Source organism: Roseomonas fluvialis (assembly GCF_022846615.1).
In the GTDB taxonomy this organism is placed as follows: Bacteria; Pseudomonadota; Alphaproteobacteria; order Acetobacterales; family Acetobacteraceae; genus Neoroseomonas; species Neoroseomonas fluvialis.
This window is the reverse complement of the sequence record NZ_AP025637.1, coordinates 3014246-3038870: the sequence shown is the minus strand read 5'-3', so window position 1 is coordinate 3038870 and position 24625 is coordinate 3014246. Positions and strand designations below refer to the sequence as shown.

Annotated in this window: 25 protein-coding genes; 13 read left to right on the top strand and 12 right to left on the bottom strand. The window is 70.8% G+C overall.

All coding sequences use genetic code 11. From position 1 onward, the window contains the following. The 4 genes from MWM08_RS14695 (at window position 1) to recA (ending at window position 4305) form a co-directional block, all read left to right on the top strand. Complete coding sequence (locus tag MWM08_RS14695; protein ID WP_244407199.1) at window positions 1-1071, top strand: EscU/YscU/HrcU family type III secretion system export apparatus switch protein; 1071 nt, start codon at window positions 1-3, stop codon at window positions 1069-1071. Beyond that, the gene (locus tag MWM08_RS14690; protein WP_244407197.1) at window positions 1068-2564 is read left to right on the top strand and encodes an ATP-binding protein; all 1497 of its coding nucleotides are present in this window, start codon (window positions 1068-1070) and stop codon (window positions 2562-2564) included. Before MWM08_RS14695 ends, MWM08_RS14690 begins: the two co-directional genes overlap by 4 nt. A gap of 215 nt (window positions 2565-2779) precedes the next feature. Further along, entirely contained in the window at window positions 2780-3055 is a 276-nt protein-coding gene (locus MWM08_RS14685) for a cupin domain-containing protein (RefSeq protein WP_244407195.1), read from the top strand. Between the two features lie 203 nt (window positions 3056-3258). Beyond that, the gene (gene recA, locus MWM08_RS14680; RefSeq protein ID WP_244407193.1) at window positions 3259-4305 is read left to right on the top strand and encodes a recombinase RecA; all 1047 of its coding nucleotides are present in this window, start codon (window positions 3259-3261) and stop codon (window positions 4303-4305) included. Window positions 4306-4344: 39 nt separating this feature from the next. On the opposite strand, the gene MWM08_RS14675 is transcribed toward recA, so the two are convergent. Then, on the bottom strand, window positions 4345-4617 hold the full coding sequence (locus MWM08_RS14675) for a PepSY domain-containing protein (RefSeq protein WP_244407192.1): 273 nt from the start codon (window positions 4615-4617) through the stop codon (window positions 4345-4347). Between the two features lie 114 nt (window positions 4618-4731). Between MWM08_RS14675 and MWM08_RS14670 the strand changes: the two genes are divergently transcribed. Then, window positions 4732-4926 carry a hypothetical protein gene (locus MWM08_RS14670; protein ID WP_244407191.1) on the top strand — a complete coding sequence of 65 codons (195 nt, stop codon included), beginning with the start codon at window positions 4732-4734 and terminating at the stop codon, window positions 4924-4926. A gap of 20 nt (window positions 4927-4946) precedes the next feature. Here MWM08_RS14670 and MWM08_RS14665 read toward each other — a convergent pair whose 3' ends face one another. Beyond that, window positions 4947-5120, bottom strand: coding sequence for a hypothetical protein (locus MWM08_RS14665; protein ID WP_244407189.1), 174 nt, complete (start codon window positions 5118-5120; stop codon window positions 4947-4949). A 182-nt stretch (window positions 5121-5302) separates the two neighbouring features. Between MWM08_RS14665 and alaS the strand changes: the two genes are divergently transcribed. The 4 genes from alaS (at window position 5303) to MWM08_RS14645 (ending at window position 10466) form a co-directional block, all read left to right on the top strand. Continuing rightward, window positions 5303-7963 carry an alanine--tRNA ligase gene (gene alaS, locus MWM08_RS14660; RefSeq protein WP_244407188.1) on the top strand — a complete coding sequence of 887 codons (2661 nt, stop codon included), beginning with the start codon at window positions 5303-5305 and terminating at the stop codon, window positions 7961-7963. A 49-nt stretch (window positions 7964-8012) separates the two neighbouring features. Beyond that, window positions 8013-9110, top strand: coding sequence for a P1 family peptidase (locus tag MWM08_RS14655; protein WP_244407186.1), 1098 nt, complete (start codon window positions 8013-8015; stop codon window positions 9108-9110). Window positions 9111-9163: 53 nt separating this feature from the next. Continuing rightward, window positions 9164-9799, top strand: a complete 636-nt coding sequence (locus MWM08_RS14650; protein WP_244407184.1) for a hypothetical protein — start codon at window positions 9164-9166, stop codon at window positions 9797-9799. An 85-nt stretch (window positions 9800-9884) separates the two neighbouring features. Further along, window positions 9885-10466: a hypothetical protein gene (locus MWM08_RS14645; RefSeq protein WP_244407182.1), complete on the top strand. Its 582-nt coding sequence runs from the start codon at window positions 9885-9887 to the stop codon at window positions 10464-10466. Here the strand turns inward: MWM08_RS14645 and MWM08_RS14640 are convergent. Genes MWM08_RS14640 through MWM08_RS14630 form a run of 3 tightly spaced genes read right to left on the bottom strand, consistent with a single transcriptional unit; the run spans window position 10454 to window position 12836 of the window. Beyond that, entirely contained in the window at window positions 10454-11134 is a 681-nt protein-coding gene (locus MWM08_RS14640; protein WP_244407180.1) for a DUF599 domain-containing protein, read from the bottom strand. The two genes, MWM08_RS14645 and MWM08_RS14640, sit on opposite strands and share 13 nt — an antisense overlap. Next, window positions 11134-11589: a hypothetical protein gene (locus tag MWM08_RS14635; protein WP_244407178.1), complete on the bottom strand. Its 456-nt coding sequence runs from the start codon at window positions 11587-11589 to the stop codon at window positions 11134-11136. Before MWM08_RS14635 ends, MWM08_RS14640 begins: the two co-directional genes overlap by 1 nt. 29 nt (window positions 11590-11618) lie before the next feature. Next, window positions 11619-12836: an NADP-dependent isocitrate dehydrogenase gene (locus MWM08_RS14630; RefSeq protein WP_244407176.1), complete on the bottom strand. Its 1218-nt coding sequence runs from the start codon at window positions 12834-12836 to the stop codon at window positions 11619-11621. A gap of 148 nt (window positions 12837-12984) precedes the next feature. Here MWM08_RS14630 and MWM08_RS14625 point away from each other — a divergent pair, with 148 nt between their 5' ends. Then, window positions 12985-13182 (top strand): hypothetical protein, encoded by a 198-nt coding sequence (locus MWM08_RS14625; RefSeq protein WP_244407174.1) that lies wholly within the window; start codon window positions 12985-12987, stop codon window positions 13180-13182. 196 nt (window positions 13183-13378) lie between these two features. Here the strand turns inward: MWM08_RS14625 and MWM08_RS14620 are convergent, their stop codons facing one another. Next, window positions 13379-14365 carry an MBL fold metallo-hydrolase gene (locus MWM08_RS14620; RefSeq protein ID WP_244407172.1) on the bottom strand — a complete coding sequence of 329 codons (987 nt, stop codon included), beginning with the start codon at window positions 14363-14365 and terminating at the stop codon, window positions 13379-13381. 129 nt (window positions 14366-14494) lie between these two features. Between MWM08_RS14620 and MWM08_RS26430 the strand changes: the two genes are divergently transcribed. Together MWM08_RS26430 and MWM08_RS14610 are read left to right on the top strand one after the other, a co-directional pair. After that, entirely contained in the window at window positions 14495-14659 is a 165-nt protein-coding gene (locus MWM08_RS26430; protein WP_244407170.1) for a hypothetical protein, read from the top strand. Further along, on the top strand, window positions 14656-15867 hold the full coding sequence (locus MWM08_RS14610) for a flavin-dependent oxidoreductase (RefSeq protein ID WP_279323202.1): 1212 nt from the start codon (window positions 14656-14658) through the stop codon (window positions 15865-15867). Before MWM08_RS26430 ends, MWM08_RS14610 begins: the two co-directional genes overlap by 4 nt. 6 nt (window positions 15868-15873) lie before the next feature. Here MWM08_RS14610 and MWM08_RS14605 read toward each other — a convergent pair whose 3' ends face one another. After that, window positions 15874-17157, bottom strand: coding sequence for a metalloprotease (locus tag MWM08_RS14605; protein ID WP_244407168.1), 1284 nt, complete (start codon window positions 17155-17157; stop codon window positions 15874-15876). A 136-nt stretch (window positions 17158-17293) separates the two neighbouring features. Between MWM08_RS14605 and MWM08_RS14600 the strand changes: the two genes are divergently transcribed. Next, the gene (locus tag MWM08_RS14600) at window positions 17294-18064 is read left to right on the top strand and encodes an enoyl-CoA hydratase (protein ID WP_244407166.1); all 771 of its coding nucleotides are present in this window, start codon (window positions 17294-17296) and stop codon (window positions 18062-18064) included. 65 nt (window positions 18065-18129) lie between these two features. Here MWM08_RS14600 and MWM08_RS14595 read toward each other — a convergent pair whose 3' ends face one another. The 5 genes from MWM08_RS14595 to MWM08_RS14575 all read right to left on the bottom strand — a co-directional run bounded on the left by MWM08_RS14595 (window position 18130) and on the right by MWM08_RS14575 (window position 24557). Then, complete coding sequence (locus MWM08_RS14595) at window positions 18130-19182, bottom strand: ABC transporter ATP-binding protein (RefSeq protein ID WP_244407164.1); 1053 nt, start codon at window positions 19180-19182, stop codon at window positions 18130-18132. Next, the gene (locus MWM08_RS14590; protein WP_244407162.1) at window positions 19179-21389 is read right to left on the bottom strand and encodes an ABC transporter permease; all 2211 of its coding nucleotides are present in this window, start codon (window positions 21387-21389) and stop codon (window positions 19179-19181) included. The genes MWM08_RS14595 and MWM08_RS14590 overlap by 4 nt, the downstream gene beginning before the upstream one ends. Before the next feature lie 6 nt (window positions 21390-21395). Then, window positions 21396-22412: an ABC transporter substrate-binding protein gene (locus tag MWM08_RS14585; RefSeq protein ID WP_244407161.1), complete on the bottom strand. Its 1017-nt coding sequence runs from the start codon at window positions 22410-22412 to the stop codon at window positions 21396-21398. After that, window positions 22409-23431 carry an ABC transporter substrate-binding protein gene (locus MWM08_RS14580; protein ID WP_244407160.1) on the bottom strand — a complete coding sequence of 341 codons (1023 nt, stop codon included), beginning with the start codon at window positions 23429-23431 and terminating at the stop codon, window positions 22409-22411. Before MWM08_RS14580 ends, MWM08_RS14585 begins: the two co-directional genes overlap by 4 nt. A gap of 94 nt (window positions 23432-23525) precedes the next feature. Then, window positions 23526-24557, bottom strand: coding sequence for an ABC transporter substrate-binding protein (locus MWM08_RS14575; protein WP_244407159.1), 1032 nt, complete (start codon window positions 24555-24557; stop codon window positions 23526-23528). Window positions 24558-24625 lie beyond the last annotated feature (68 nt).

Genomic DNA, 24625 nt, shown 5'->3' with positions numbered 1-24625 from the left:
ATGGCCGAGGGCGGCGGGCAGGGCGGGTCGGAGTCCGAGGACAAGACAGAGGCCGCAACACCACGGCGGATCGAGAAGGCGCGCGAGGACGGGCAGGCCGCGGTGTCGCGCGAATTGGCGGGCTTCGGGGCGCTGGGGGGCGGCGTGCTGGGGCTGACCATCGCGCTGCCGCCGGCGGGCGCCGAGATGCTGCGCGGCCTGCGCGCCGTGCTGGAGCGCGCGCACGAGATCCCGCCGATGGTGGCCGCGATCGAGCTGGGACGGCTCGGCATGCTCGCGGCACTGCCGGCGGCGGTGCTGGCGGGGGCGGGCGCGCTGGTGGCCACGCTGCTGCAGACGCAGATGATGGTCTCGGCCAAGGGCATCACGCCGCAATTTTCACGCGTGAACCCGGTGGCGGCGCTGAAGCGGCTGTTCGGCGTGGAAGGGGCCATCGAATTCCTGCGCACGCTGCTGAAGCTGGGCCTGGTGGGGGCGGCGCTGTGGTGGGTGCTGGGGGATCCGGCCCGGCTGGTCGGGCTGCTCGCGATGCCGCCGGGGGCGTTGCTGCGCGAAGGGGCGAAGGCGGCGATCGACCTGGCGGTGGCGGCGCTGGTGGCCTTCGCGGCGATCGCGGTGCTGGACTGGCTGTGGGTGCGCTGGCGGCACCTGCACCGGCTGCGCATGAGCCGCCAGGACCTCAAGGAGGAAATGCGCGAGAGCGAGGGCGACCCGCAAGTGAAGGCGCGGCTGCGCCGGCTGCGCGAGACGCGCGCGCGCCAGCGCATGATGGCCGCGGTGCCCAAGGCGGCGGTCGTCATCACCAACCCGACGCACTTCGCGGTCGCGCTCGCCTACGACCAGGGGAGTTCGGCCGCGCCACGCGTCGTGGCCAAGGGCGCGGACGAGGTGGCGGCGCGCATCCGCGCCATGGCGGACGAACATCGCGTGCCGATCGTGTCCAATCCGCCACTCGCGCGCGCGCTGTTCCGGCTGGACCTGGATACCGAGATACCGGCCGAGCATTATCAGGCGGTGGCCGAGATCATCGCCTATGTTTGGCGGCTCGGCGGGCGGGGGCCATCGGCGTGACGGATCGCGACCACGAGGCATCGGCGTTCCGGCGCCTATTCGAAGCGGAGGAGTCGGCGGGGCTTGCGGTGCTCGACACCGCGGGGCGCATCCGCGTGGCCAACCCCGCGCTGGCGGCGCTGTGCGGGGCGGTGCCGGCGGTGGGGCAGCCCGGGGCGGCGCTGTTCGTCGAGGAATCGCGCGGCGCGGTGGCCGGGGCGATCGCGGCGGCGCTGGCCGGGCCGCCCGCGCCCGCGGTGGTGGCGGCGCGCATCGCCAATGCCGCGCTGCCGGCCGATGCGAGCTTCGAGGTGGCGTGCCGCCCGCTGCGCGGGGAGCCTGGCGCGCTGATGCGCGTGGTGGACGTGACCGCGCGCCGGCGCATGCAGGCGCAGATGGAGGAAGGCGCGCGGCTGCAGTCGATCGGCCAGTTGGCCGGCGGCGTGGCGCATGACTTCAACAACCTGCTGGCCGCGATCTCGGGCGCGGCGGAGGCGGCGCTGGCGCGCACGCCGGAGCCCGAGACGGCGGAGGATCTGCGCCAGATCCTGGACAGTGCCGGGCGCGGGGCGCGGCTGGTGCGGCAGTTGCTGGCCTTCGCCAGCCGCCAGGCGCTGGCACCACGGGTGCTGGCGCTTGGCTCGGCCGTGGAGGCGATGGCGCCGCTGCTCACGCGGCTGCTGGGCGCGCGCCATGTGCTGGTGCTCGACCTCGATGTGCCGGGGCCGCTTGCGCGGGTGGATCCATCGCAACTCGACCAGGCGCTGCTGAACCTGGTGGTGAATGCACGCGACGCCATGCCCGAGGGCGGGACGATCCGCATCGGGCTCGCGGCGGTGGACCTGGCGGCGGAGGAGGTGGCGCAGGGCGCGGTGATCCCGCCCGGCGCCTGGGCGGTGCTGAGCGTGGCGGATGAGGGGGCCGGGATAGCGGCGGCGCTGCTGCCGCGTATTTTCGAACCCTTCTTCACGACGCGGCGTGGGCAGGGGGGCACGGGGCTCGGCCTGTCCACGGTGCTCGGCATCCTGCGCCAGTCGGGCGGGCACGTGTCGGTCAGTTCGGAGCCCGGGCGCGGCACCGCCTTCCGCCTGTGGTTCCCGCGCAGCGAGGGGCGCGAGGAGGCGCAGGCGGCCGCGGCCCCGGTGGCGGCCGAGAGTGTCGCGCGGCGCGTACTGCTGGTGGAGGACGAGGCACCGCTGCGCATTCTGACGCGCCGCGCGCTGGTCGGCGCCGGGCACGAGGTGCATGCCGCCGAGGATGCCGAGGCCGCTTTGGCGGCGGTCGATGACGGCTTCACGCCCGATGTGCTGGTGACCGACGTGACCATGCCCGGCGAGATGGACGGCATCGGCCTGGCGGAGACGCTGCGCGGAAGGCTGCCGGGGCTGCGGGTGGTGCTGGTGTCCGGCTATGCGGCGGCGACGGTGGGTGAAGGGCTGGCGGGCAAGGGCGTGCGCTTCCTGGAGAAGCCCTTCCGCATGTCGGAACTGGCTTCGGCTGTCGCCGAAGCTTGATTTTGCTTGCCCTCTGGCGGCGGGCGGCCGGCATCCACCGGCCTTGCCTTCGCGCCGGGGGCTGGTGCGCCTCGGGCGGCGGGTGGGTGGGGCGCGGTCGCGCTGTCGCGCTCGCGGATCGCGGTGCGATCCGTTCTGTGCCCTCAGGCGGCGTGTTGGGCGGTGCGGGGCATTCGGCGAAACACGGCGGTCGCGTTGCGCGAGGAGACCTGCCGATGGACACCGCCGCATTCGAAGCCGCCCTGCGCGCCGAGGGCTTCGCCGACGTCGCAACCAAATTCGTCCCGCACGCGCCGCCCACGCCCGAGCATTCGCACCCCTTCGACGTGCGCGCGCTGGTGCTGGAGGGCGAGGTCACGCTGATCTGCGCGGGCGAGAGCCGGCGCTATGGGCCGGGCGAGGTCTTTGCCATGGCGCAGGGGCGCGCGCATGCCGAAGCCGTCGGTCCCGCGGGCGTACGCTACCTGGTGGGGCGACGCGCCGCAGGGTAACGCCTGCTCTGCGGTTGATGTTCTTAATCTGTTCTTGCTGTCCGGAGTGGTTTCGCGCATGCTTCCCTTGCGTCGAATCGCCCTGCCATGCGCGGGTAGGGCGAACCAGGGTCTCGCGGGACCTGATTATTAATGGGCGATAGACGCCTGAAGGAGATCGCCCTATGGTTGATAGAGCACCGGTAGAGCGGGGGAAGGGTGGCATGGACAAGGGAAAGGCGCTCGACGCCGCGCTGAGCCAGATCGAACGCGCCTTCGGCAAGGGTTCGATCATGCGCCTCGGCGCCCGACAGTCGCAGCAGGGTGAGATCGAGGTGGTCTCCTCGGGTTCGCTCGGGCTTGACCTGGCACTCGGGATCGGCGGGCTGCCCAAGGGGCGCATCATCGAGATCTACGGTCCGGAATCCTCGGGCAAGACGACGCTGGCGCTGCATGTCATCGCGGAAGCGCAGAAGAAGGGCGGCACCTGCGCCTTCGTCGATGCCGAGCACGCACTCGACCCCGGCTATGCCAAGAAGCTCGGCGTCGATGTCGACAACCTGCTGATCAGCCAGCCCGATGCCGGCGAGCAGGCGCTCGAGATCGCCGATACGCTGGTGCGATCCGGCGCGATCGACGTGCTGGTGGTCGATTCCGTCGCCGCCCTGGTGCCGCGCGCGGAACTCGAGGGTGAGATGGGCGACACCCATGTCGGTCTGCATGCGCGCCTGATGTCCCAGGCGCTGCGCAAGCTGACCGGGTCGGTGTCCAAGTCCAACACGCTGCTGATCTTCCTGAACCAGATCCGGCTCAAGATCGGCGTCATGTTCGGCAACCCGGAGACCACCACGGGCGGCAATGCGCTGAAGTTCTACGCCTCGGTCCGCATGGAGATCCGCCGCATCGGCGCCATCAAGGACCGCGACGAGGTGACCGGCAACCACACCCGCGTGAAGGTGGTGAAGAACAAGATGGCCCCGCCGTTCCGCGAGGTCGAGTTCGACATCATGTATGGCGAGGGCATCTCCAAGGTCGGCGAACTCATCGACCTGGGCGTGAAGGCCAATGTGGTCGAGAAGTCCGGCGCCTGGTTCTCCTGCGACAGCCAGCGCATCGGCCAGGGGCGCGAGAACGCCAAGCAGTTCCTGCGCGACCATCCCGAGATGTCGAATTCCATCGAGCAGCGCATCCGCTCCCAGGCCGGGCTGCTGGTGGACCAGATGCTGGCGGGCGAGACCGCTGGCGACGATGAGGCGATGGCGGCGGAATAGCCGCAGCCGCGCGGCGGCAGGCGGGGGCCGTGGCCCCCGTCAGTCGTCGCGGTCCACATCGAGGATGCGGCCATCGAAGGCGCTGACATCGACCTCGATCTGGCGTCCGCGGGAGTCGCGGCCTTCGATTTCCCACTTGCCGTCGTCGCAATCGACCTCGCGCACCAGCGCCAGGCCGGCGGTGCGGGCGATGCTGATGGCCTCCTCGGCGGTGACGCGGCCGCGGCAGCCATTGTCATCGGCGCGGACGGGTGTGGCGACCAGCGGGAACGACGCGAACAGCGCGGCCATGACCAGGGGGCGGAGCATCATCGGGTGGTCCTCTCGTTATGCATTACCAAAAATCCATGTTTCTTGTGCCGCGTGGGCGCCGTGTGGGCAACCCCGCAGGGTGGCCGACGTTCGATCGGGCAGGAGGATCCCGTCATGAATGCACCCCGCCGCCCTGTGCTTCCCCCGCAGGCGCCGCCGGCCGCCGCGCCGCAGCCCGACCCCCGGCACCGCCCTGATGAACGCAAGGAAGGCGGCCCGGATTTCGGCAAGGAGGGTCGCCAGAAGGACGCGCCGGCGCGGTTGCGCCGCGATGCGCGCGAGGGACCGCCGGGCGTCGATCCCACCTGATCCGGACCGCCGCGACCGCGTCATCTCAGTGTCAGCGCCGCCATCGCGGCCAGGCTGCCGCCCAGCACCAGGCTGATCGCCGCCAGAATCTGGTCGATGCGCGATGGCGCCGGTCCGGCCGGTTGCCGGGCCCGGATGCGGCTTCGCACCAGGTCGATGCGCGCCTGCGGCAGGTCGTTCTCATGCGTCTGCATCGCGGCTCATGCCCCTGTTCGGCACGCGGGGTCGCGGGCCATCGATGGTGCAACGCGCCGGGCACGCGCGGTCTTCCCGCCGGGCGCCCCTTCACGCCCCGCGCGGCGCGCGCTACCTGTCGGGCCCTTGGGCCAACACATTGCCGGGCCGGGCTTTTCCCGGGCGGCGCGACGGGCAGCACATGACCAGCAGCAACGACATCCGCGCCACCTTCCTCGACTACTTCGCGCGCAACGGCCACACCGTCGTCGAGAGCAGCCCGCTGGTCCCGCGCAACGACCCGACGCTGATGTTCGCGAACTCGGGCATGGTGCAGTTCAAGAACGTGTTCACGGGGCAGGAAAAGCGCCCCTACACGCGTGCCACCACCGCGCAGAAGTCGGTCCGCGCCGGCGGCAAGCACAACGACCTGGATAATGTCGGCTACACCGCGCGCCACCACACGTTCTTCGAGATGCTCGGGAACTTTTCGTTCGGCGACTACTTCAAGGAAGCCGCCATCCCCTACGCGTGGGAACTGCTGACCAAGGATTTCGCGCTGCCGAAGGACCGCTTGCTGGTCACGGTGTATTCCGAGGACGACGAAGCCCCGGCGATCTGGAAGAAGGTGGCCGGGCTGCCCGACAGCCGGATCATCCGCATCAGCACCTCGGACAATTTCTGGCGCATGGGGGATACCGGGCCGTGCGGCCCTTGCTCCGAGATCTTCTTCGACCATGGCGACAAGATCCCGGGCGGCCCGCCTGGCAGCCCGAACGAGGACGGCGACCGGTTCATCGAGATCTGGAACCTGGTCTTCATGCAGTTCCTCGAGGAGCCGGCCGGCACGCGCAACCCGCTGCCGCGGCCATCGATCGACACCGGCATGGGCCTCGAGCGCTTCGCCGCCATCCTGCAGGGCAAGCACGACAACTACGACACCGACACGCTGCGCGCGATCATCCTGGCCTCCGCCGAAGCGACCGGGCAGGAGCCCGACGGGCCATTCCGCTCCAGCCACCGCGTGGTGGCGGACCACCTTCGCGCCGGCGCCTTCCTGATCGCCGATGGCGTGCTGCCGTCCAACGAGGGCCGCGGCTACGTCCTGCGCCGCATCCTGCGCCGGGCGATGCGCCACGCGCACATGATGGGTTCGCGCGACCCGCTGATGCACCGGCTGCTGCCCTCGCTGGTGCGGCAGATGGGCGCGGCCTATCCGGAACTGGTGCGCGCCGAGGCGCTGATCAGCGAGACCCTGCGCCTTGAGGAAACCCGCTTCCGCTCGCTGCTGGAACGCGGCCTTGGTCTGCTGGCGGAGGAAACCGCGCGGCTCGGTTCCGGCCAGACGCTGCCCGGCGATGTCGCGTTCCGCCTGTACGACACCTATGGCTTCCCGCTCGACCTCACGCAGGATGCCTTGCGCGCCGAAGGCCGTCCGGTCGATGTGGACGGCTTCAACGCCGCCATGACCGAACAGCGCAAGCGCGCCCGCGCCGCCTGGGCCGGCACCGGCGAGGCCGCGACCGAAGCCGTGTGGTTCGACCTGAAGGAGAAGGTCGGGGCCAGCGAGTTCCTCGGCTACACGACCGAGAGCGCGGAGGGCGAGATCGTCGCCATCGTGGTGGACGGCAAGCCGGTCGATGCCGCGCCGGTCGGCGCCGAGGTCGCGGTGCTGCTGAACCAGACGCCCTTCTACGCGGAATCCGGCGGCCAGGTGGGCGATACCGGCATCATCCAGGCCGGGCCGTCCTGCACCATCGCCGTGAAGGACACGCAGAAAAAGCTCGGCGCGCTGTTCGTGCATGTCGGCACGGTGATGGAGGGCGAGGCGAAGCTCGGCCAGGCCGTCACGGCCGAGGTCGATCACACGCGGCGTTCGAAGATCCGTGCCCACCATTCGGCCACGCACCTGCTGCACGAGGCGCTGCGCCGCCGCCTGGGCAACCATGTCGCGCAGAAGGGCTCGCTGAACGCGCCCGACCGGCTGCGCTTCGATGTCTCCCAGCCCACGCCGATGAGCGAGGAAGACCTGCACTGGGTCGAGGCCGAGGTGAATGCGCGCATCCGCGAGAATGCCGAGGTCATCACCCGCCTGATGACGCCCGAGGCCGCGGTGGAAGCCGGCGCCATGGCGCTGTTCGGCGAGAAGTATGGCGAGGAAGTCCGCGTGGTCGGCATGGGCCATGATGCGGCCGCGGTCGAGAAGCACGGCGTCTATTCGCTGGAACTGTGTGGCGGCACGCATGTGCGGCGCACCGGCGATATCGGGCTGTTCAAGATCCTGTCCGAAGGCGCGGTCAGCGCCGGCGTGCGGCGTGTCGAGGCGGTCACCGGCGATGCCGCGCTGGCGCATATCGCCGGCATGGAGGAAAGCCTGATCGCCGCCGCCGCGGTGCTGAAGGCGCAGCCTGGCGAACTCGCCGGGCGCATCGCCGCGCTGGTCGAGGACCGCCGCAAGCTGGAACGCGAAGTGGCCGAACTGCGCAAGAAGCTCGCGACCGGCGGCGGTGGGGCGGAGGTCGAGACCGTGGCCGGCCTGCGCGTCGCGCTGCGCGACCTGGGCGAGGTGCCGGCGCGCGACCTGAAGGGGCTCGCGGAGGCCATCCTGAAGGGCGGCACCGCGGATGTGGTCGCGCTGGTCAGCAGCGCCGAAGGCAAGGCCTCCATCGTCGTCGGACTGGGCGAGGCGGCGAAGGGCCGCACTGATGCGGTCGCCCTGGTGCGCGCCGCATCCGCGGCAGTGGGCGGCAAGGGCGGCGGCGGGCGGCCGGACATGGCGCAGGCCGGTGGGCCGGATGCCGACAAGGGTGCGGAGGCGCTGGCCGCGGTGCGGGACGCGCTGGCGCAGGGGATCGCGGCGTAGCGGCATGGCGCCTGAGGCGACGGACCCCGGCGCCGTCGATCCTGCCGCGATGCCGGCACGCGGACGGGTCCGCGCCCGCGCGCTCGGCCTCGCGCCCGGCATCTTCCTGCCCGGCGCGCACAACGCCATTACAGATGTCGCGGGCGTGCGGGTCGGCCACGCCACGGTGATCGAGGGCGAGGGCACGCGCACGGGCGTCACCGCCATCCTGCCGCATGCCGGCAACCCCTACGCGGATCGCGTGCCGGCCGGGCTGTCGGTGATCAACGGCTACGGCAAGCTGGCGGGTGCCACGCAGGTGGCGGAACTCGGTGAACTGGAAACGCCGATCGTGCTGACCAACACCCTCGCGGTGGGGCGCGCGGTTGAGGCGCTGGTGGACTGGACGCTCGCGCGCAATGCCGAGGCCGTCAGCGTGAATGCCCTGGTGGGCGAGACGAATGACGGGCGGCTCAACGACATCCGCGCGCGCGGTGTCACGGCCGCGCATGTCCACGCCGCGCTGGACGGCGCGACCGACGGCGCGGTTGCGGAGGGTTCCGTCGGCGCGGGCACCGGCACCATGGCCTTCGGCTGGAAGGGCGGCATCGGCACATCGTCGCGCGTGCTGCCGCCGGCACTCGGCGGCTGGACGATCGGGGCCATCCTGCAGGCCAACTACGGCGGCGTGCTGGCCATGGACGGCGTCCCGGTCGGGCGTGAGCTCGGCCGATGGTACCTGCGCGAACACACCGACCGCGGCGATGCGGATGGGTCGGTCATGGTGGTGATCGCGACGGATGCGCCGCTGTCGGACCGCAACCTCGGCCGCGTCGCGACGCGGGCCATGGCGGGGCTCGCGCGCACCGGTGCGGCCTTCTCCGACGGGTCGGGCGACTATGCCATCGCCTTCAGCACGCATCCGGGCGTGCGGCGCACTGCCGAACGGCGCGCCCACCAGGCGATCATCGCGGACTGGCCGAACGACCGGATCTCGCCGATCTTCGTCGCGGCGGCGGAGGCGGTGGAGGAAGCGGTGCTGAACGCGCTGACCATGGCGACGACCATCACTGGCCGCGACGGACGCAGCGGGCGGCGCGCGACGGGCCATGCGATCGACCTCGATGCGCTGCGCGGCGTGCTTGCGCAGCACGGGCGTCGCGCGTGATGCGCGCGCCGGAACATGGGCGCGGGATGCGCGCGTCGGAGCATTGGCGCGTGATGGGCACGCAAAGGCATGCGCGCGTGATGCGCGTGCTGCTGGCCGCCGCGCTGCTGGCGCTGGCCGCGCCGATCGCCGACGCGGCCCGCGCCACGCTGCGCGCCGCCCGCCCGGGTGGCACGCCGCTCGTGCTGGAGGCGCGGTCCACTGACGCGGAATGGATCATCCGCGTGACCGAGGCCGGCGCCGAGACGCAGGTGATCACGGTCGAGACCGACCTGCCGGAGCGCCGCCCCTTCCTGGCCGATGCCGATGGCGACCGCGCGGCCGACCTGTGGGTGCCGGTGATCGGCGGCAATGCCAGCACGGCGTGGGACCTGTGGGTGATGCAGCCCGACCAGGCGCGCTTCCGTCGCGCGGGGGAGATCTCGGGCGTCGGCTTTTCGCGTGACCAGGCGGGGCGGCTGGTGGCACTCGGGCGCGAGGGGTGCTGCACGGTGTCGATGCTGTTCCACCGCATCGGCGCGGATGGCGTGCTGAGCGAGGTTTTTTCGGTGAACAGGCGGCTTGATGACTACGGGCCACAGCGCTGCACGGGCAATGCCATTGCCGAACCCGCGCCGCCCGCCGTGGTGCGCGCGGCCTGCGCGCTGGAGGCGGGGCGGATGCCCGGGGTGCGGCTGGGCCCGCCCTGAACGGGGTGTCACCGGCGGAACAGGGGCTGCGCCTGCGCGCCGCCTAGGGTCCGGCCATCGCAACCGATGGCCCGGAGAGACCCCGATGTCCTTCACCTTCGCCCGCTGGCTCGACCCGATGATCCAGGCGCCGAGCGTCCAGCAGACCGTCATCGCCGCCATGCTCACCGTGGGCTTCGTGAAGCCCGAGAAGGACGCGAGCGAGGGCGAGGTCTGGGGCGCCATGAAGGACCTGCAGATGATCACCTGGCGCCACCAGGCGCACGACCTGCTGTTCCTGCGCCGCTTCTCGCTGCGCGGGGACAGCAAGAACAGCCTGGGCGTGCTGTGGATCGGCGCGCAGCTGAACGGGCAGGACTACCGCATCACCTGCAACCTGCTGGAACCGGCCGAGCGCGAGCGCATGGCGCGGCAGCTCGCCTTCGCGAACCTTGCCCTCGGCACCTCGGAGTGGGGCGGGGATGCGTATGCCTTCAAGGCGCGATCCATCCGGCGCAGCAACTGGGCGGGGCGCGCGCCGGAGAGCGCGCCGTCGGACGCGGATGCGCCGCCGGCCTCGATGGGCGGGTCGTTCTACGCCACCACCTTCGCCCCGGCGCAGGGCGACGAGATGTATTTCAACGAGACGGTCGAGGACAGCGCGGACGAACCGACCTATTTCAACTGAGTGGTGGCGAGCGTATCGCGCGCGACGGAGCGGAATTCGCGCCGGTGGAGTTCGCGCAGGACCAGCAGGCTCGCCACGATCAGCGCCACCGGGTGGATGATCCAGGCCAGCGCCGCGAGGCCGAAGTAGTAGGACCGCAGGCCGGTATTGTAGTGCCGCGCGCCGCGGTTCGCGAGCCGCGCGGCCGCCTCGGCGGCGGTGATGGCGGCGGGGTCCTGCGGCATGCCCATCACCAGGATCGAGACGTAGTTGAACTGCCGCAGCGACCAGGTGAGCTCGAAGAAGGCATTCACGAAGATCAGCAGCAGCAGGCCGATCTTCACCTCCCACATCGCGTCGCTCGGTACCGCGCTCCAGGGGAAGGCCGCCACGACGCGCCGGCCGAGGTCGGGCGCGGCCATCATCGCCACCAGCCCGCCCAGGATGAGGATGGAGCTGGTCGCGAGGAAGGCGACCGAGGACATCAGGTTGCCGATGGCGGCGATGTCGGCGATGCGGTTGTCGCGCGACAGGGCGGCGATCATCCAGCGGCGGCGGTGTTCGTCCATCGCGGCGATCACGCTGCGCGCGCGGATCGACGGGATGCGGTCCACCAGCAGCGCATAGGCCAGCCAGCACAGCACGAAAACGCCAAGCGCGATCCAGTCGAGCGGCGTCAGGGGCGGCATCAGCGCGTCGGCTCCCCGGCCGTGCAGGCGCTCTCGAGCATCTGGCGCGCGGCAGGCGTGGCGCCCACGAAGCGCCCCGCGGCGCGGTCCCAGGCGTAGGACAGTGGTACGTCGCGGCAGTGGTCCGCGTCCCGGCTGCAGCTGGTCACGCGCAGGCGCAGCGCGCTGCCCTGGCGGTCGATCAGCACGCGGCCGTCCTGCATGCCTTCGAAGATTCGCTGCACCTGGATGCGCCCGCCGGGCGGTGTCCAGCGCAGTTCGACCGCGGTCCAGATATGCGCGCCATGGGCCGGCATGCGCCCAATCCGCCAGCGCAGGACGCCTGGGGGCAGGCCCTGCAGGGCGCCCTGTTCGATCACCACCTGGCGATCCGACCAGTCGAAGCAATCGGCGCGGGCCGGGGTGCCCGCCAGCGCCACAGCCAGGGTGGCGCCGAGCGTGCCGCACCGCATCACGGCCGCACGCATCGGCGCCGCCCCCGCGGTCAGGCCATCGCCTTCTTCAGGTTCTCGTCGATCTTCGCGAGGAAGGCCTGGGTGTTGAGCCAGGGCTGGTCCTTGCCGATCAGGATCGCGAGGTCCTTGGTCATGAAGCCGCTCTCGACCGTGTCCACGCAGACCTTCTCGAGCGTCTCGGCAAACGCCGTGACGTCGGGCGTGCCGTCGAACTTGCCGCGGTACTGCAGGCCGCGCGTCCAGGCGAAGATGGACGCGATCGGGTTGGTGGAGGTCTCGCGGCCCTTCTGGTGCTCGCGGTAGTGGCGCGTGACGGTGCCGTGCGCGGCCTCGCTCTCCACGGTGTTGCCATCCGGGGAGAGCAGCACCGAGGTCATCAGCCCCAGCGAGCCGAAGCCCTGCGCCACGATGTCGGACTGCACGTCGCCATCGTAGTTCTTGCAGGCCCAGACATAGCCGCCTTCCCACTTCAGCGCGCAGGCCACCATGTCGTCGATCAGGCGGTCCTCGTAGGTCAGGCCCTTCGCCTTGAACTTGTCGGCGAATTCGGCGTCGAACACCGCCTTGAAGATGTCCTTGAACTCGCCGTCATAGGCCTTGAGGATCGTGTTCTTGTGGCTGAAGTACACGCTGTAGCCGCGCGCCAGGCCGTAGTTGAGGCTGGCACGGGCGAAGCCCTCGATCGACTTGCGGGTGTTGTGCATGCCCATCAGCACGCCGCCGCCGGCGGGGAAGTTGGTCACTTCCAGCTCGATCGGCGCGCCGCCATCGGCGGGCGTCCAGGTGAGGGTGGCCTTGCCGGCGCCGGGGATCTTGGTCTCGGCGGCGCGGTAGATGTCGCCGTACGCATGGCGGCCGACCACGATCGGCTTCGACCAATGCGGCACCAGGCGCGGGACGTTCTTGCAGATGATCGGTTCGCGGAAGATCGTGCCGTCCAGGATGTTGCGGATGGTGCCGTTCGGGCTGCGCCACATCTTCTTGAGGCCGAATTCGGCGACGCGCGCTTCATCGGGGGTGATGGTCGCGCACTTCACGGCCACGCCGTACTGCTTGGTGGCATGGGCGGAATCGACGGTGATCTGGTCGTCCGTCTCGTCGCGCTTCTGGATGCCGAGGTCGTAGTACTTCAGGTCGATATCCAGGTAGGGCAGGATCAGCTTGTCCTTGATGAACCCCCAGATGATGCGGGTCATCTCATCCCCATCCATCTCGACGACGGGGGTCTTCACCTTGATCTTGGCCATGCCTGTCCTCTGGAGCGCGTGCGTTTAGCGGGCCTGCCCCAGGGGGGCGGCCGGCGCGGGCGGACCTTGCACCCCGGGGGCGGGTGCGGCAAGCCCGGGGTGGTCAAAAACCGGCGCCCCGCTGCCCTTTTTCGTGAAGGAGAGATGGATGAAGGACACGCCGCGCGGCATTGCCGCCGGGATTGCGCGCAGCCTCGACAAGGCCACGGGCGAGGGCTACCGGCTAGGCTACGAGATCGCGCGCGACGAGGCGGCGTTCCTCGCGCTCGAGGCCGGCCGCCCCGACCTGGCCGAGCGCATCCGCGCGCTGCGGCCGCTGCCGGACCGCGGCGCGCGGAAGGGGTGATCAGCCGGCGTCAGCCTGCCGGCCCGCAACCGATCGGATCGCGGCTCCACCGCGATCCGGGAGCGCAAGGCGCGACCGCGCCCAGACCGTCAGCCGACGCCCGCGTACCAGCGCACGGCGCGAAGGCAAGGCGGCCGGATGGCCGCCGCCCGCCGTCTGATGGCAAACAAAAGCGGATCGCGCAGCGATCCGAGCGTCAACCCAGACTCGTCACGTCCATCGGCGCCGGCACCCAGGCGTAGCCCTGGCCCGCCTTCACCACATTGCCCAGCCCCGGCCAGGGGAAGTGGTAGGACAGCACCTGCGGCTGGTCGGTCGCGAAGCGTTCCAGCAGCCGCGCGCGCGTCTGTGCCGAGACCTTCGGATCCGTATCGAAGGAGAATTCCAGCAGCGGGCGCTGCAGCAGCAGGATGTGATGATGCGCGAGGTCGCCCGTATACACCAGCACGCGCGGGCCCGAGGCGATCGCGTAGATGGTGTGTCCCACCGTATGCCCCGGGGCCGAGATGGCGGTCACGCCGGGCACCACCTCGGCGCCGTCGCGCACCATCACCATGCGGTCGCGATAGGCATTGAGGTTCTTCTGCGCGCCGCGGATGAAAGGCTCCATGAAGGCGGGGCCGCGGATGTTCGCGTCGTTGGTCCAATAGGCCAGGTCGGCCTCGCTGATGGCGACCTGCGCATTGGGGAAGTTGCGGTTGCCCTGCGCATCCACCAGCGCCCAGCAATGGTCGCAATGGGCGTGGCTGAGCACGACGAAGTCGATCTGCGCGGGGTCGATCCCGGCCGCGCGCATGTTGCGCAGCAGGCGCCCGGTGGTCGGGCCGAACATCTGGCTGGCCGCGCCCATGCTGTCGCCCATGCCGGTGTCGAACAGGATCAGGTGCCGGCCGGTGTTGAGGATGACGGCGTTCTGTTCGAGCAGCGCGTTGGCGGGGTCCAGCAGCGCGGCGCGCATCATGGCGTTGACCTCGCCGGGGCCGGCGCCGACGAAGGAATCCTCAGCCTTGCCGAGCGGCAGGGCGCCGTCGGAGACGACCGTCACCTCGTAGTCCCCGAAGCGGAAGCGGTACCAGGCGGGGGCGCCGCGGCCGACGAAGGGGGCGGCGGCCTCGACCCGGGCGAAGGGCAGCGCGGCGGCGGCAAGCCCGGCGCCGAGCAAGGCGCGGCGTTGGATGGACATGGCGTTTTCTCTCCCTTTGGGCGTGGCCGCGACGGCGCCGCGGCGACAGGCTAGTGTCGTGGCGACACGGCGTCCCGGTCGCGTGTGCTGCCGGGCGGGATACTACCTTGACGGGAATGGGGTGATGCAATGTTCCTTCGCGTGATCGGGGCGGGGATGCTGGGCGTGGCGGTGGCCTCGGCCGCAGCCGGGGTGGCGGCCGGCGTGCTGGCGGCCTGTGCGGTGCGGGCCTGCGCAAAGCGGCGCGCTGCCTGGCCGGAGGAGAGCGCGCCGCCGCTGGACGAGGAGGCGTGAGCCTGCTGGTCGCGGGCGGCGGGGTGGGCGGGCTGGTGCTCGCCCTCTCGCTGCACGAGCGCGGCATTCCCTGCACGGTGTTCGAGGCGGCGGAGGCGGTGCGCCCGCTGGGTGTGGGCATCAACACGCTGCCGCATGCGATCCGCGAACTGGCGGCGCTGGGGCTGCTGCCGGCGCTGGATGCGGTCGCGGTGCGCACGCGGGAACTGCGCTACCTGAACCGCTTCGGGCAGGAGATCTGGGTCGAGCCACGCGGCACCTGGGCCGGGCACGACGTGCCGCAAGTCTCGATCCATCGCGGGCACCTGCATGCGGTGCTGTGGCAGGCGGCGCGCGAACGGCTGGGGGCGGAGGCGCTGGTCACCGGCGCGCGGCTGGCCGGGTTCGACCAGGATGCGGATGGCGTGACCGCGCATCTGGCGGATGGGCGGCGCCTGCGCGGGGACGCGCTGGTGGGCGCCGACGGCATCCATTCCGTGCTGCGCGCGGCGTTGCATCTCGACGATGGCGGCATCCGCTGGAACGGCATCCAGATGTGGCGCGGCGCGGTGGAGTGGCCGGAATTCGAGGGCGGCGACACCATGATCGTCGCCGGCGACATGACCGAGAAGCTGGTGCTGTACCCGATCGCGCCGGGGTCTCGGCCGGGGATGCGCCTGACGAACTGGGTGGTCTGCGCGCAGATCGGCGATGCCACGAGGCCGCCGCCGCGGCGGCAGGATTGGTCGCGGCCCGGGCGTTTGGACGAAGTGCTTGCGCATGTCGCGCGCTTCCGCATCCCCTTCCTCGATGTGGAGGCGCTGGTGCGTGCCACGCCGGAATTCTGGGAATATCCGATGTGCGACCGCGACCCGCTGCCCTTCTGGACGCGGGGACGCGTGACGCTGCTGGGTGATGCGGCGCATCCGATGTATCCGGTGGGGTCGAATGGTGCCTCGCAGGCGGTGCTGGATGCTCGGTGTCTCGCTGCGCTGCTGGCGGAGCGCGATGCGCCGGACGCGCTGGCGGCGTACGAGGCCGAGCGCCTTCCGAAAACCGCCGAGATCGTGCGCGCCAACCGCCGCGGCGGGCCGGAACGCGTGGTGGACGTGGTGAGCGCGCGGGCACCCGAGGGCTTCGCGCGACTGGACGACGTGATCGCGCGCGAGGAACTGGCGGCGATCGCCGGCGGCTATGCGGCGATGGCGGGCTTCGCTGTGGCGCGCTGACCGCCGTCAGTCTGCGAAGGGCCCGTCCATGAGCGCCCGCAGCAGCGGATACAGCCCGTAGGCGTCGGTGATTGCGACGTAGAGCCAGGCGAGCACCGCGGCCAAGGCCAGGCTGGCCAGGGCCAGCAGCACCGCGTGGCCGCGCGCCAGGGCCTCGCGCCCCGCGGGCACCAGCCCGCCGGGGGCGAGCAGCGCCGCCAGGGTGAAGGCGCCGAGCACCACGGTCAGCAGCCCCATCCCCTGCCACAGCGCCAGCAGGAAGCCCGCGCCCGCCAGCGCCGTCGCGACATGGCGCAGCACCGGCGCCGGCAGCATCGGCCGCAGCACGATCAGCGCCAGTTGCCCGCCATCGAGCGGCGGCACCGGCACCAGGTTGAACAGGTTGAGCACGGCGAAGAAGGCGCCGCAGGCCAGCAGGAAGTCGCTGTCCATCATCCAGCCCAGCCCGCCTGCCACCAGCGCCGAGGCCAGCCCCGCCACCGGCCCGCCCAGCACCATCGCGGCGTGCCGCCAATCCTGCGCATGGTTCATCCGCCCGATCGCCACGCCGCCCAGGAAGGGCACGAAGTAGAAGGCGGAGGACCGGTCACCGAAGGCGCGCATGACGGCGACGTGTCCGGCCTCGTGCGCCACCATGCCGACCACCAGGGCCAGCGCCAGCCAGGGGCCGAAGGTCAAGGCCCACCAGCCGCAGGCGATGACCGCGAGCAGCAGCGCCACGCCCGACACGCGCATGCCGAGCAGGCTGGCACCGGCCGGCGCGGCGCCATGCAGGGCGCTGTAGCGGTCGAAGGCGCCGGACTTCGTCAGCACGGCGTTGAGTTGCGCGCGCAGGCTGGCGCCGGTCAGGCCGCGCATCAGCACCTGCATCCATTGCCATGCGCCACGACGGCCGATGGTCTCGAAGGCGATGTCCATGTCGATCCGCGCTCCGCCCGGATCGGGCCGGATCGCGACCTGGCAGGTGAGTTTCTCCGCGGCCTCGCCCGCGCCGTTCAGCGTGACGATCAACTGGCCGGCCTCCAGGCGGTCCTCGGCCAGGTCGTGGGCGTAGTGGGCACGGCCGGCGCCGCGATACTGGATCATCGCCTCGCGATCGGACCCCGGCGCCCAGTCGTAGCGTTCGATCGCATCGTACAGGTTCGGGCGCGACGGGTGCGGCACGGCCGCGTCCCACAAGTCCCGTGGTGAGACGCGGTAGACCTGGCTGATCCGCATGCGCCGGCGCGGCCAGCCGACAAACAGAAGCAGCACGGCGCCCAGCACCCAGGGAATGGCATCGGCGATCATTGAGGGTGTCGTGCTCCGCGGCGTTTGGCGCGGTAAAGGCCGTGCGCGCAGGAGGCTGTCAACGAAACGCTTCATGGCCATGGGCCGCTGTGCAACCTGCGCGCCGGGGCGCAGGATGCCGGCAGGGAGGACCACAATGGCCGGACGCATCGATGTGCAACGCACCCATGACGGGCGCGTGGCGCGGGTCGTGGTGGATCACGACGCCAAGCTCAACACGCTGAACCCACCGCTGATGGAGGATTTCGCCGCGGCCTTCGCGACGCTGGCGCAGGACGCCGCGCTGCGCGCCGTGGTGCTGACGGGCGCCGGGCCGCGCGCCTTCATCGGCGGTGCGGACATCACGTCCATGGCGGCGATCGAGGACGAGAAGGGCGCGCGCGCCTTCATCCGCCTGGTGCATGGCTGCTGCCGCGCCATCCGCGACATGCCGGTCCCGGTGATCGCGCGGGTGAATGGGTGGTGCCTTGGTGCGGGGCTGGAGGTCGCCGCGGCCTGCGACCTGCGGATCGCGTCCGACAGCGCGAAGTTCGGCATGCCGGAGGTGCGCGTGGGCATCCCTTCGGTGGTCGAGGCGGCACTGCTGCCGGGGCTGATCGGCTGGGGCCGCACGCGCCGCCTGCTGCTGCTGGCCGAGACGATCGACGCGACTGAAGCGTTGGACTGGGGGCTGCTGGAGCGCGTCGTCGCGCCCGATGCGCTGGATGCGGCCGTCGATGCGTGGGTCGCGCTGCTGCTGGAGGCGGGCCCCGCCGCGATCCGCGCGCAGAAGGCGCTGATCCGGCGCTGGGAGGACCTGCCGCAGACGGCCGCGATCGCCGCCGGCGTGGACGCCTTCGGGGCGTCGTGGCGGACGGATGAACCGCGGCGGATGCTCGGCGGCTTCGCGGCGCGGCGCAAAGGCTAGGGACGGCTGTCTTCCCGTGCCTCGCACCCGGTGGTCGGGAGCGTCTCTCCGATCGGAGGCCTGCGCTACGGCCGCACCACCATGATCCCCTCGGGGTCGAAGGTGAGGGCGATGTCCTCGCCCGGGGCGCGGCGATGCGCGCGGTCGGGGGAGGTGGCGAAGATCTCACCGACCTCTGTCGCGAAATGGTATTCCATCTGCGAGCCCATGTAGGTGGCGCGCGCGACGCGCGCGGGCAGGCCGGACTCGGCGATGCGCACGGCCTCGGGCCGGATCACGATGTCAGCGGCACCGACCGGAAGGCCGCGATGCGGCAGGCGCATATGCAGCGGCCCGAGCGCGACGTCCGCCATGTCGCCGTCGAGTGCCGTGACGGCGCCGCGCACGTGGTTCGCCTCACCCATGAAGGTGGCGACGAAGACGTTGTCGGGTGCCGAATACAGTTCGGCGGGCGTGCCGGCCTGCGCAATCTCGGCATTGCGCATGACGATGATGCGGTCGGACACCGCGAGCGCCTCGGCCTGGTCGTGGGTGACGTAGATGACCGTCACACCCAGGCGCTGCTGCAGGGCGCGGATTTCCTCGCGCATCGAACGGCGCAGCCGGGCATCGAGGTTCGACAGCGGTTCGTCGAACAGCAGCACCTCCGGTTCCAGCACCAGAGCGCGCGCGACGGCGACGCGCTGCTGCTGGCCGCCCGACATCTCCGATGGCAGGCGCGCGCCGAAGCCCTTGAGGCCGACCGTCTCGAGCGTCGCCTCTGCCTTGGCATGAGCTTCCTTTTTACGGAAGCCCGACGAGATCAGGCCGTAGGCGACGTTGTCGAGCACCGACATGTGCGGGAACAGCGCGTAGGACTGGAACACCATGGAGACGTTGCGCTCGCCCGCCGAGAGCAGCGTGACGTCGCGCCCGCCGATCAGGATGCGGCCATCCGTCGCCTGCTCCAGCCCCGCCACCATGCGCAGCAGCGTGGTCTTGCCGCAGCCCGAGGGCCCCAGCAGCGTGACCAGCGTGCCGCCCTCGATCACCAGGTCCAGCGGCTTCACGGCCGTGACGTTGCCGTAGCGCTTGCCCACCCCTTCGAGGCGGACTTCGGCGGCCTTGGTGGTGGTCATGCGCGGCCTCCGACAGTGGCGGGTGCGGCGGCGGTACGGCGCCCGAGTTGGCGGCGCCCGACCGCCAGGTTGATCAGCCCGATCGTCGCCATCATCAGCACGATCAGCACCGCGCAATAGGCGATGGCCAGGCCGTAGTCGCCGTTGATGACGCGGTTGATGATGAAGACCGTCGCCATCTCGTATTCCGCCGAGACCAGGAAGATCACTGCCGAGACAGTCGTCATGGCGCGCACGAAGGAATAGACCAGCGCGGTGACGATGGCGGGCTTGAGCAGCGGCAGCACCACCGTGCGCAGCGTGCGGAAGGTGGAGGCGCGCAGCGTGATCGCGGCTTCGTCGAGCGACTTGTCGAGCTGGCTCATGGCCGCGACACCGGATCGCACGCCGACCGGCAGGTTGCGGAACACGAAGCAGGTCACGAGGATGACGGCGGTGCCCGTGATCTCGAGCGGCGGCAGGTTGTAGGTCAGGATATAGGCCACGCCGATGACGGTGCCGGGCACTGCGAAGGTCAGCATCAGCGCGAATTCCAGCGCGGTGCGCCCGGCGAAGCGTTGCCGCGTCAGCACCCAGGCCGCGAGCAGGCCGATGCTGGCCGTGATGGGGGCGGCGATGGCCGCCAGTTGCAGCGTGGTGAACAGCGAATGCCACGCGCCGCCGGCGAAGATGATGCCGCCCGTCGATGTCCATTCCAGCGCGAAGGCGCGCTTGAAGTGGCTCAGCGTGGGCGTCCAGTCGCGCCCCCAGACGCGCACGAAGCCGCCCGCCAGCGCCATGGTGTAGACGACGATGGTGAGCGTCGCCCAGGGAATGGCGATGAGGAACGCCGCGCGCCGCACGCCGTTGGGCAGCGGGGAGGGCAGGCCGACATCGCCCTTGCCGGTCATGGACACGTAGGATCGTTTGCCGACGATGGCGCGCTGGCCCACGAAGGCGAGCAGCGCCACCACCAGCATGATTGCCGCCAGCACCGCCGCGCGCCCGAAATCCTGCTGCGCGCCGACCACCGCAAAGAAGATCTCGGTGGAGAGCACGCCGAAGGACCCGCCGAGCACGATCGGGTTGCCGAAATCGGCCAGCGATTCCACGAAGACGATCAGCCAGGCATTCGCCAGGCCCGGCAGCATCAGCGGCAGGCTGACCGCGCGGAAGGTGCGCATGCGCGACGCGCGCAGCATCTGCGAGGCTTCCTCCATGGCCGGCGAGATGCCTTCCACCACGCCGATCAGCACCAGGAACGCGGTCGGCGTGAAGGAGAACACCTGCGCCAGCCACACGCCGCCGAAGCCGTAGATCCAGCGGCCGAGCTCCACGCCGAACACCGCGTCCGCCGCCTGGTTGACCACGCCCGATCGCCCGAAGATCAGGATCAGCCCCAGGCCGATGACGAAGGGCGGCGTGATGATCGGCAGCACGGTCAGCAGCCGCAGCGCCTTCTTGGCCCGGAAGCCGGTGCGCGTGACGATCAGCGCGAAGGCGAGGCCGAGCATGGTAGCGGCCGTCGCGGACGACACCGCCAGCATCAGCGTATTCCAGAACACGCCGCAATTCACATTGGCCGTGACGCAGGACAGGCCCCAGATCTTCGCGTCGAACAGCCGCGCGCCGAGTGCCTCGGCGCCGGACAGGTCGCCGCGCGGAGTGACCATCTGCGTCAGCACATTGCCCACCGGCCAGGCGGTGAAGACGATGATGGAGGCCGCCAGCACGCCGACCGACCCCGAGACGAAGCGATCCCCCTTGAACCAGCCGCGCAAAGCGAGGCCATCGGTCAGCATCAGCAGGAACGCCACGGCGGTGACGACACCACCAAGGCCCATGCCGAATTGACGATCGTCGAGTTCACCGAAAGCGGCCGCCGCCCAGGCCCAGTTCCAGCCCTGGATGCCGATGGCGAGGCCCTGTAGCACCACGGCCAGCAGGCCGAAGGCCCCGCCCGCGACCAGGAAGGCCGCACGGCGCGCGCGCGTGCCGGCAGGCAGCGCGCCCGGCAGCGCGAGGGCCAGCGCGCCGAGCACCGGCCAGAACCAGAACCGGCCGAAAGCCGTGGCCTGAGTCAGTGCTGATGCTGCTTCCGCATCGCCGGCGCCGAGCGCCAGCAACCCGCGCAGCGTCACGCCGTCCTGCTGCATGTGCCAGGGCAGCACCAGCGCGCCGAGCGCACCGGCCAGCCAGATGAACATCGAGGATCCGACGAAGCGCATGCGGCTTCAGCGCGGCAACGCGCCGACCTCCTGGTCCCAGCGGGCGAGCAGACGGCGGCGCTCGGCGCTCGCGCCGAAGCGGGCGTTGTCGTAGTCGATGATGCGCGCGGTCGCCATGTTGGGTGCGCCCTCGGTCAGCGGGACGCGGGCATTCGCCATGGTCTGCAGCTTGCGCGCTTCCTGGCTCGCGACCTGCTGCGCCTCGGCGCTCAGCGCCCAGTCGTAGAAGCGGCGGGCGTTCTCCATGTTGCGCGCGCCGCGGATGATCGACATCGATCCGATCTCGTAGCCGGTGCCCTCGCAGGGCACGGCGTGGCCTACGGGGAAGCCGGCCGCGCGCTCCTCGGCGGCGTTGTGCACGAAGGAAATGGACAGCGCCGTCTCCCCGCGCGCCACCGCCGTGATGGGCGCGGTGCCGGAGCGCGGATAGGCGTTGATGCTGCCGTGCAGGCGCTTCAGGTAGTCGAAGGCCTGGTCCTCGCCCATCATCTGCACGAGTGTGGCGATGACGATGTAGGCCGTGCCCGAGGAATTCGGGTTCGCCATCTGGATCTCGCCGCGATAGGCGGGGTTCAGCAGGTCCGCCCAGCAGCGCGGTTCCGGCAGGCCACGCCGCGCGATCAGTTCCGTGTTGAAGCCGAAGCCGAGCACCGAGGCATAGACGCCGACGGTGCGCCCCTGCGTCTGGCGCCACTGTGCCTGCGCCCAGGGGTGCAGTTCGGCGATGCGCGGGCTTTCATGCGCGATGGTCAGGCCGTCCTCGCCGGCGGCCACATGTGGGTCCCCGGTGCCGCCCCACCAGACATCGCCGCGCGGGTTGCGCGCTTCGGCGCGCAGTTGCGCGAGCATCTCGCCGGTCGATTTCTGCGACAGCACAACGCGGATGCCGGTGGTGCGTTCGAAGCCGCGCGCGATCGGCTGGCACCATTCGATGGTGGCCGAGCAGTACAGGTTGAGCTGGCCCTGCGCCGCGGCGGGTAGGGCCGCGAGCAGAGTGAGCGCGCCGGTGATGAGCGCCCTCATCGCGGCAGGCTCCCGATTTCGCGGTCCCAGCGCGCGAGTATGCGCCGGCGCGCCTCGGCCTGGCCGAAGGCGGCGAAGTCGTAGTTCACCAGGCGGATCGAGGAGAGATCCGGGATGCGCGGGTCAGGCTTGGCGCCGCGCGCGGCGGGCACGTGCCACTGGTTCACCGTCGGGCCGATATCCATCGCAGCAGGCGTCAGGTACCAGTCCACGAAGCGGCGCGCCTGCGGCAGGTTGCGTGCGCCGCGGATGATCGACAGGCAGGCCACTTCGTAGGACGTGCCTTCCTCCGGATAGATCATCTCGATCGGGAAGCCGGCCTGCTGCATCGACGTCGTCTCCATGTTGAAGGACGCCGCCAACGCCGTTTCGCCGCGCGAGACCGCCTGCATGGGCGCCGCGCCGGATCGCGTATAGGCGTTCACGTTCGGATGCAGCCGGCGCAGGTAGTCGAAGGCGCGGTCCTCGTCCCACAGCTGGATCAGGCCGGCGATGATGGTGTAGGCGGTGCCCGATGAATTCGGATTGGGCAGCTGGATCTCGCCGCGATAGGCAGGGTTCAGCAGGTCGGCCCAGGATCGCGGAATGGCCAGGTTGCGCCGCGCCATCAGTTCGCGGTTGTAGGCGATGCCGATCGCGCCTGAGGAAATCCCCACGCAGCGCTCGCCCGCCATGGCGTGGACGCGCTGCGCCCAGTCGTGCAGCCCGGCCATGTTCGGTGACGTGTAGGCCTGAAGAAGGTTGCCCTCGGCGGCGGTGATGTGCGTCTCGGCCGATCCGCCGAACCAGATGTCGGTGCGCGGGTTCTGCGCCTCGGCGCGGATCTGGGCGAGGATTTCCCCCGACGACTTGCGCGCCATGGCCACGCGGATGCCGGTCTCGCGCTGGAAGGCGGCGGCGATCGCCTCGCACCAGTCGGCGGCGGGGGCGCAGAGCATGTTGAGGCTGCCCTGCGCCGCCGCAGGGGTGGCGAGGCTGAGCGTCAGCGCCGCGGCAGCGGCAAGCGATCGAAGTCTCATGGGGGGGCGGTCCGGTCGGGGGGCGGGGCCGGCGCGGGGGTGCGCCGGCCTGAGGGTCGTGGCGCCGTCAGGGCCGGCGCCGACGTCGAAGCGATCAGCGCGGCAGCGCGCCGACCTCGCGGTCCCAGCGCTCGATCAGGCGGCGGCGCTCGGCGGCGCGGCCGTACTTCGCGAAGTCGTATTCGATCAGGCGGATCTGCGAGAGGTCCGGCGCATTGGGCGGCAGCGGCGCGTTCCGGTTCGACGGCGTCTGTAGCTGCCCGCCCGCCTCGAAGCCCAGGCGCTGCGCCGGTTCCGTCAGCGCCCAGTCGTAGAAGCGCCGCGCCTGCGTCAGGTTGCGCGCACCGCGGATGATCGACATCGACCCGATTTCGAATCCCGTGCCCTCGCAGGGTGTCGCGTACGAGACGGGGAAGCCCGCATTGCGCTCGGTCACCGCGTCATGGACGAAGGAAAGCGATACGCCGGTCTCCCCGCGCGCCACCGCCTTGATCGGGCCGGTGCCCGACCGCGCGTAGGAATTCACGTTGGGGTGCATGCGGCGCATGAAGTCGAAGGCCTGGTCCTCGCCCATGATCTGCACGAGCGTGGCGATGATCACGTAGGCGGTGCCCGAGGAATTCGGGTTGGCCACCTGGATCTCGCCGCGGAAGCGTGCGTCCAGCAGGTCGGCCCAGCAGGCCGGCGGCGCGATATTCTTGCGCGCCAGCAGTTCCGTGTTGAAGCCGAAGCCGACCGCACCGGCATAGACGCCGACAGACCGCCGGCCGGACTGGTTCCACTGCGTCAGCGCCCAGGGCTGCAGGTTGGCGTTGTTCGGGCTTTCATAGGCCTGCGTCAGATTCTCCTCGCCGGCGGCCAAATGCGGGTCGCCGGTGCCGCCAAACCAGACGTCGGCGCGCGGGTTCTGCCCCTCGGCGCGAATCGCGGCGAGTGTCTCGCCCGAGCCGCGCTGCGTCATGTTCACGCGGATGCCGGTGTCGCGCTGGAAGTTGGTCGCGATCGCCTGGCACCATTCGATCTGTACGGAACAGTACAGGTTCAGCGTGCCTTGCGCGGCCGCCTGCAACGGCGTGAGGGCGATGCCGCCCAGAAGGGCGGCAAGGGACAGCAGGCGGCGGCGCATGACGCGGTCTCCCTGGTTTCGTGATCCCGGGTCCGATGGCGGCACGGGTTGGGTGTCACGAAACTGTC

Coding starts and splice junctions, on each gene's coding strand:
- MWM08_RS14665 (WP_244407189.1), bottom strand. CDS start 5,120: ATGCAGACGCATGAGAACGACCTGCCGCAGGCGCGCATCGACCTGGTG.
- MWM08_RS14670 (WP_244407191.1), top strand. CDS start 4,732: ATGAATGCACCCCGCCGCCCTGTGCTTCCCCCGCAGGCGCCGCCGGCC.
- MWM08_RS14620 (WP_244407172.1), bottom strand. CDS start 14,365: ATGTCCATCCAACGCCGCGCCTTGCTCGGCGCCGGGCTTGCCGCCGCC.
- MWM08_RS14650 (WP_244407184.1), top strand. CDS start 9,164: ATGGGCACGCAAAGGCATGCGCGCGTGATGCGCGTGCTGCTGGCCGCC.
- MWM08_RS14595 (WP_244407164.1), bottom strand. CDS start 19,182: ATGACCACCACCAAGGCCGCCGAAGTCCGCCTCGAAGGGGTGGGCAAG.
- MWM08_RS14640 (WP_244407180.1), bottom strand. CDS start 11,134: ATGCCGCCCCTGACGCCGCTCGACTGGATCGCGCTTGGCGTTTTCGTG.
- MWM08_RS14675 (WP_244407192.1), bottom strand. CDS start 4,617: ATGATGCTCCGCCCCCTGGTCATGGCCGCGCTGTTCGCGTCGTTCCCG.
- MWM08_RS14590 (WP_244407162.1), bottom strand. CDS start 21,389: ATGCGCTTCGTCGGATCCTCGATGTTCATCTGGCTGGCCGGTGCGCTC.
- MWM08_RS14685 (WP_244407195.1), top strand. CDS start 2,780: ATGGACACCGCCGCATTCGAAGCCGCCCTGCGCGCCGAGGGCTTCGCC.
- MWM08_RS14645 (WP_244407182.1), top strand. CDS start 9,885: ATGTCCTTCACCTTCGCCCGCTGGCTCGACCCGATGATCCAGGCGCCG.
- MWM08_RS14575 (WP_244407159.1), bottom strand. CDS start 24,557: ATGCGCCGCCGCCTGCTGTCCCTTGCCGCCCTTCTGGGCGGCATCGCC.
- MWM08_RS14585 (WP_244407161.1), bottom strand. CDS start 22,412: ATGAGGGCGCTCATCACCGGCGCGCTCACTCTGCTCGCGGCCCTACCC.
- recA (WP_244407193.1), top strand. CDS start 3,259: ATGGACAAGGGAAAGGCGCTCGACGCCGCGCTGAGCCAGATCGAACGC.
- MWM08_RS14630 (WP_244407176.1), bottom strand. CDS start 12,836: ATGGCCAAGATCAAGGTGAAGACCCCCGTCGTCGAGATGGATGGGGAT.
- MWM08_RS14600 (WP_244407166.1), top strand. CDS start 17,294: ATGGCCGGACGCATCGATGTGCAACGCACCCATGACGGGCGCGTGGCG.
- MWM08_RS14695 (WP_244407199.1), top strand. CDS start 1: ATGGCCGAGGGCGGCGGGCAGGGCGGGTCGGAGTCCGAGGACAAGACA.
- MWM08_RS14655 (WP_244407186.1), top strand. CDS start 8,013: ATGCCGGCACGCGGACGGGTCCGCGCCCGCGCGCTCGGCCTCGCGCCC.
- MWM08_RS14625 (WP_244407174.1), top strand. CDS start 12,985: ATGAAGGACACGCCGCGCGGCATTGCCGCCGGGATTGCGCGCAGCCTC.
- alaS (WP_244407188.1), top strand. CDS start 5,303: ATGACCAGCAGCAACGACATCCGCGCCACCTTCCTCGACTACTTCGCG.
- MWM08_RS14605 (WP_244407168.1), bottom strand. CDS start 17,157: ATGATCGCCGATGCCATTCCCTGGGTGCTGGGCGCCGTGCTGCTTCTG.
- MWM08_RS14580 (WP_244407160.1), bottom strand. CDS start 23,431: ATGAGACTTCGATCGCTTGCCGCTGCCGCGGCGCTGACGCTCAGCCTC.
- MWM08_RS26430 (WP_244407170.1), top strand. CDS start 14,495: ATGTTCCTTCGCGTGATCGGGGCGGGGATGCTGGGCGTGGCGGTGGCC.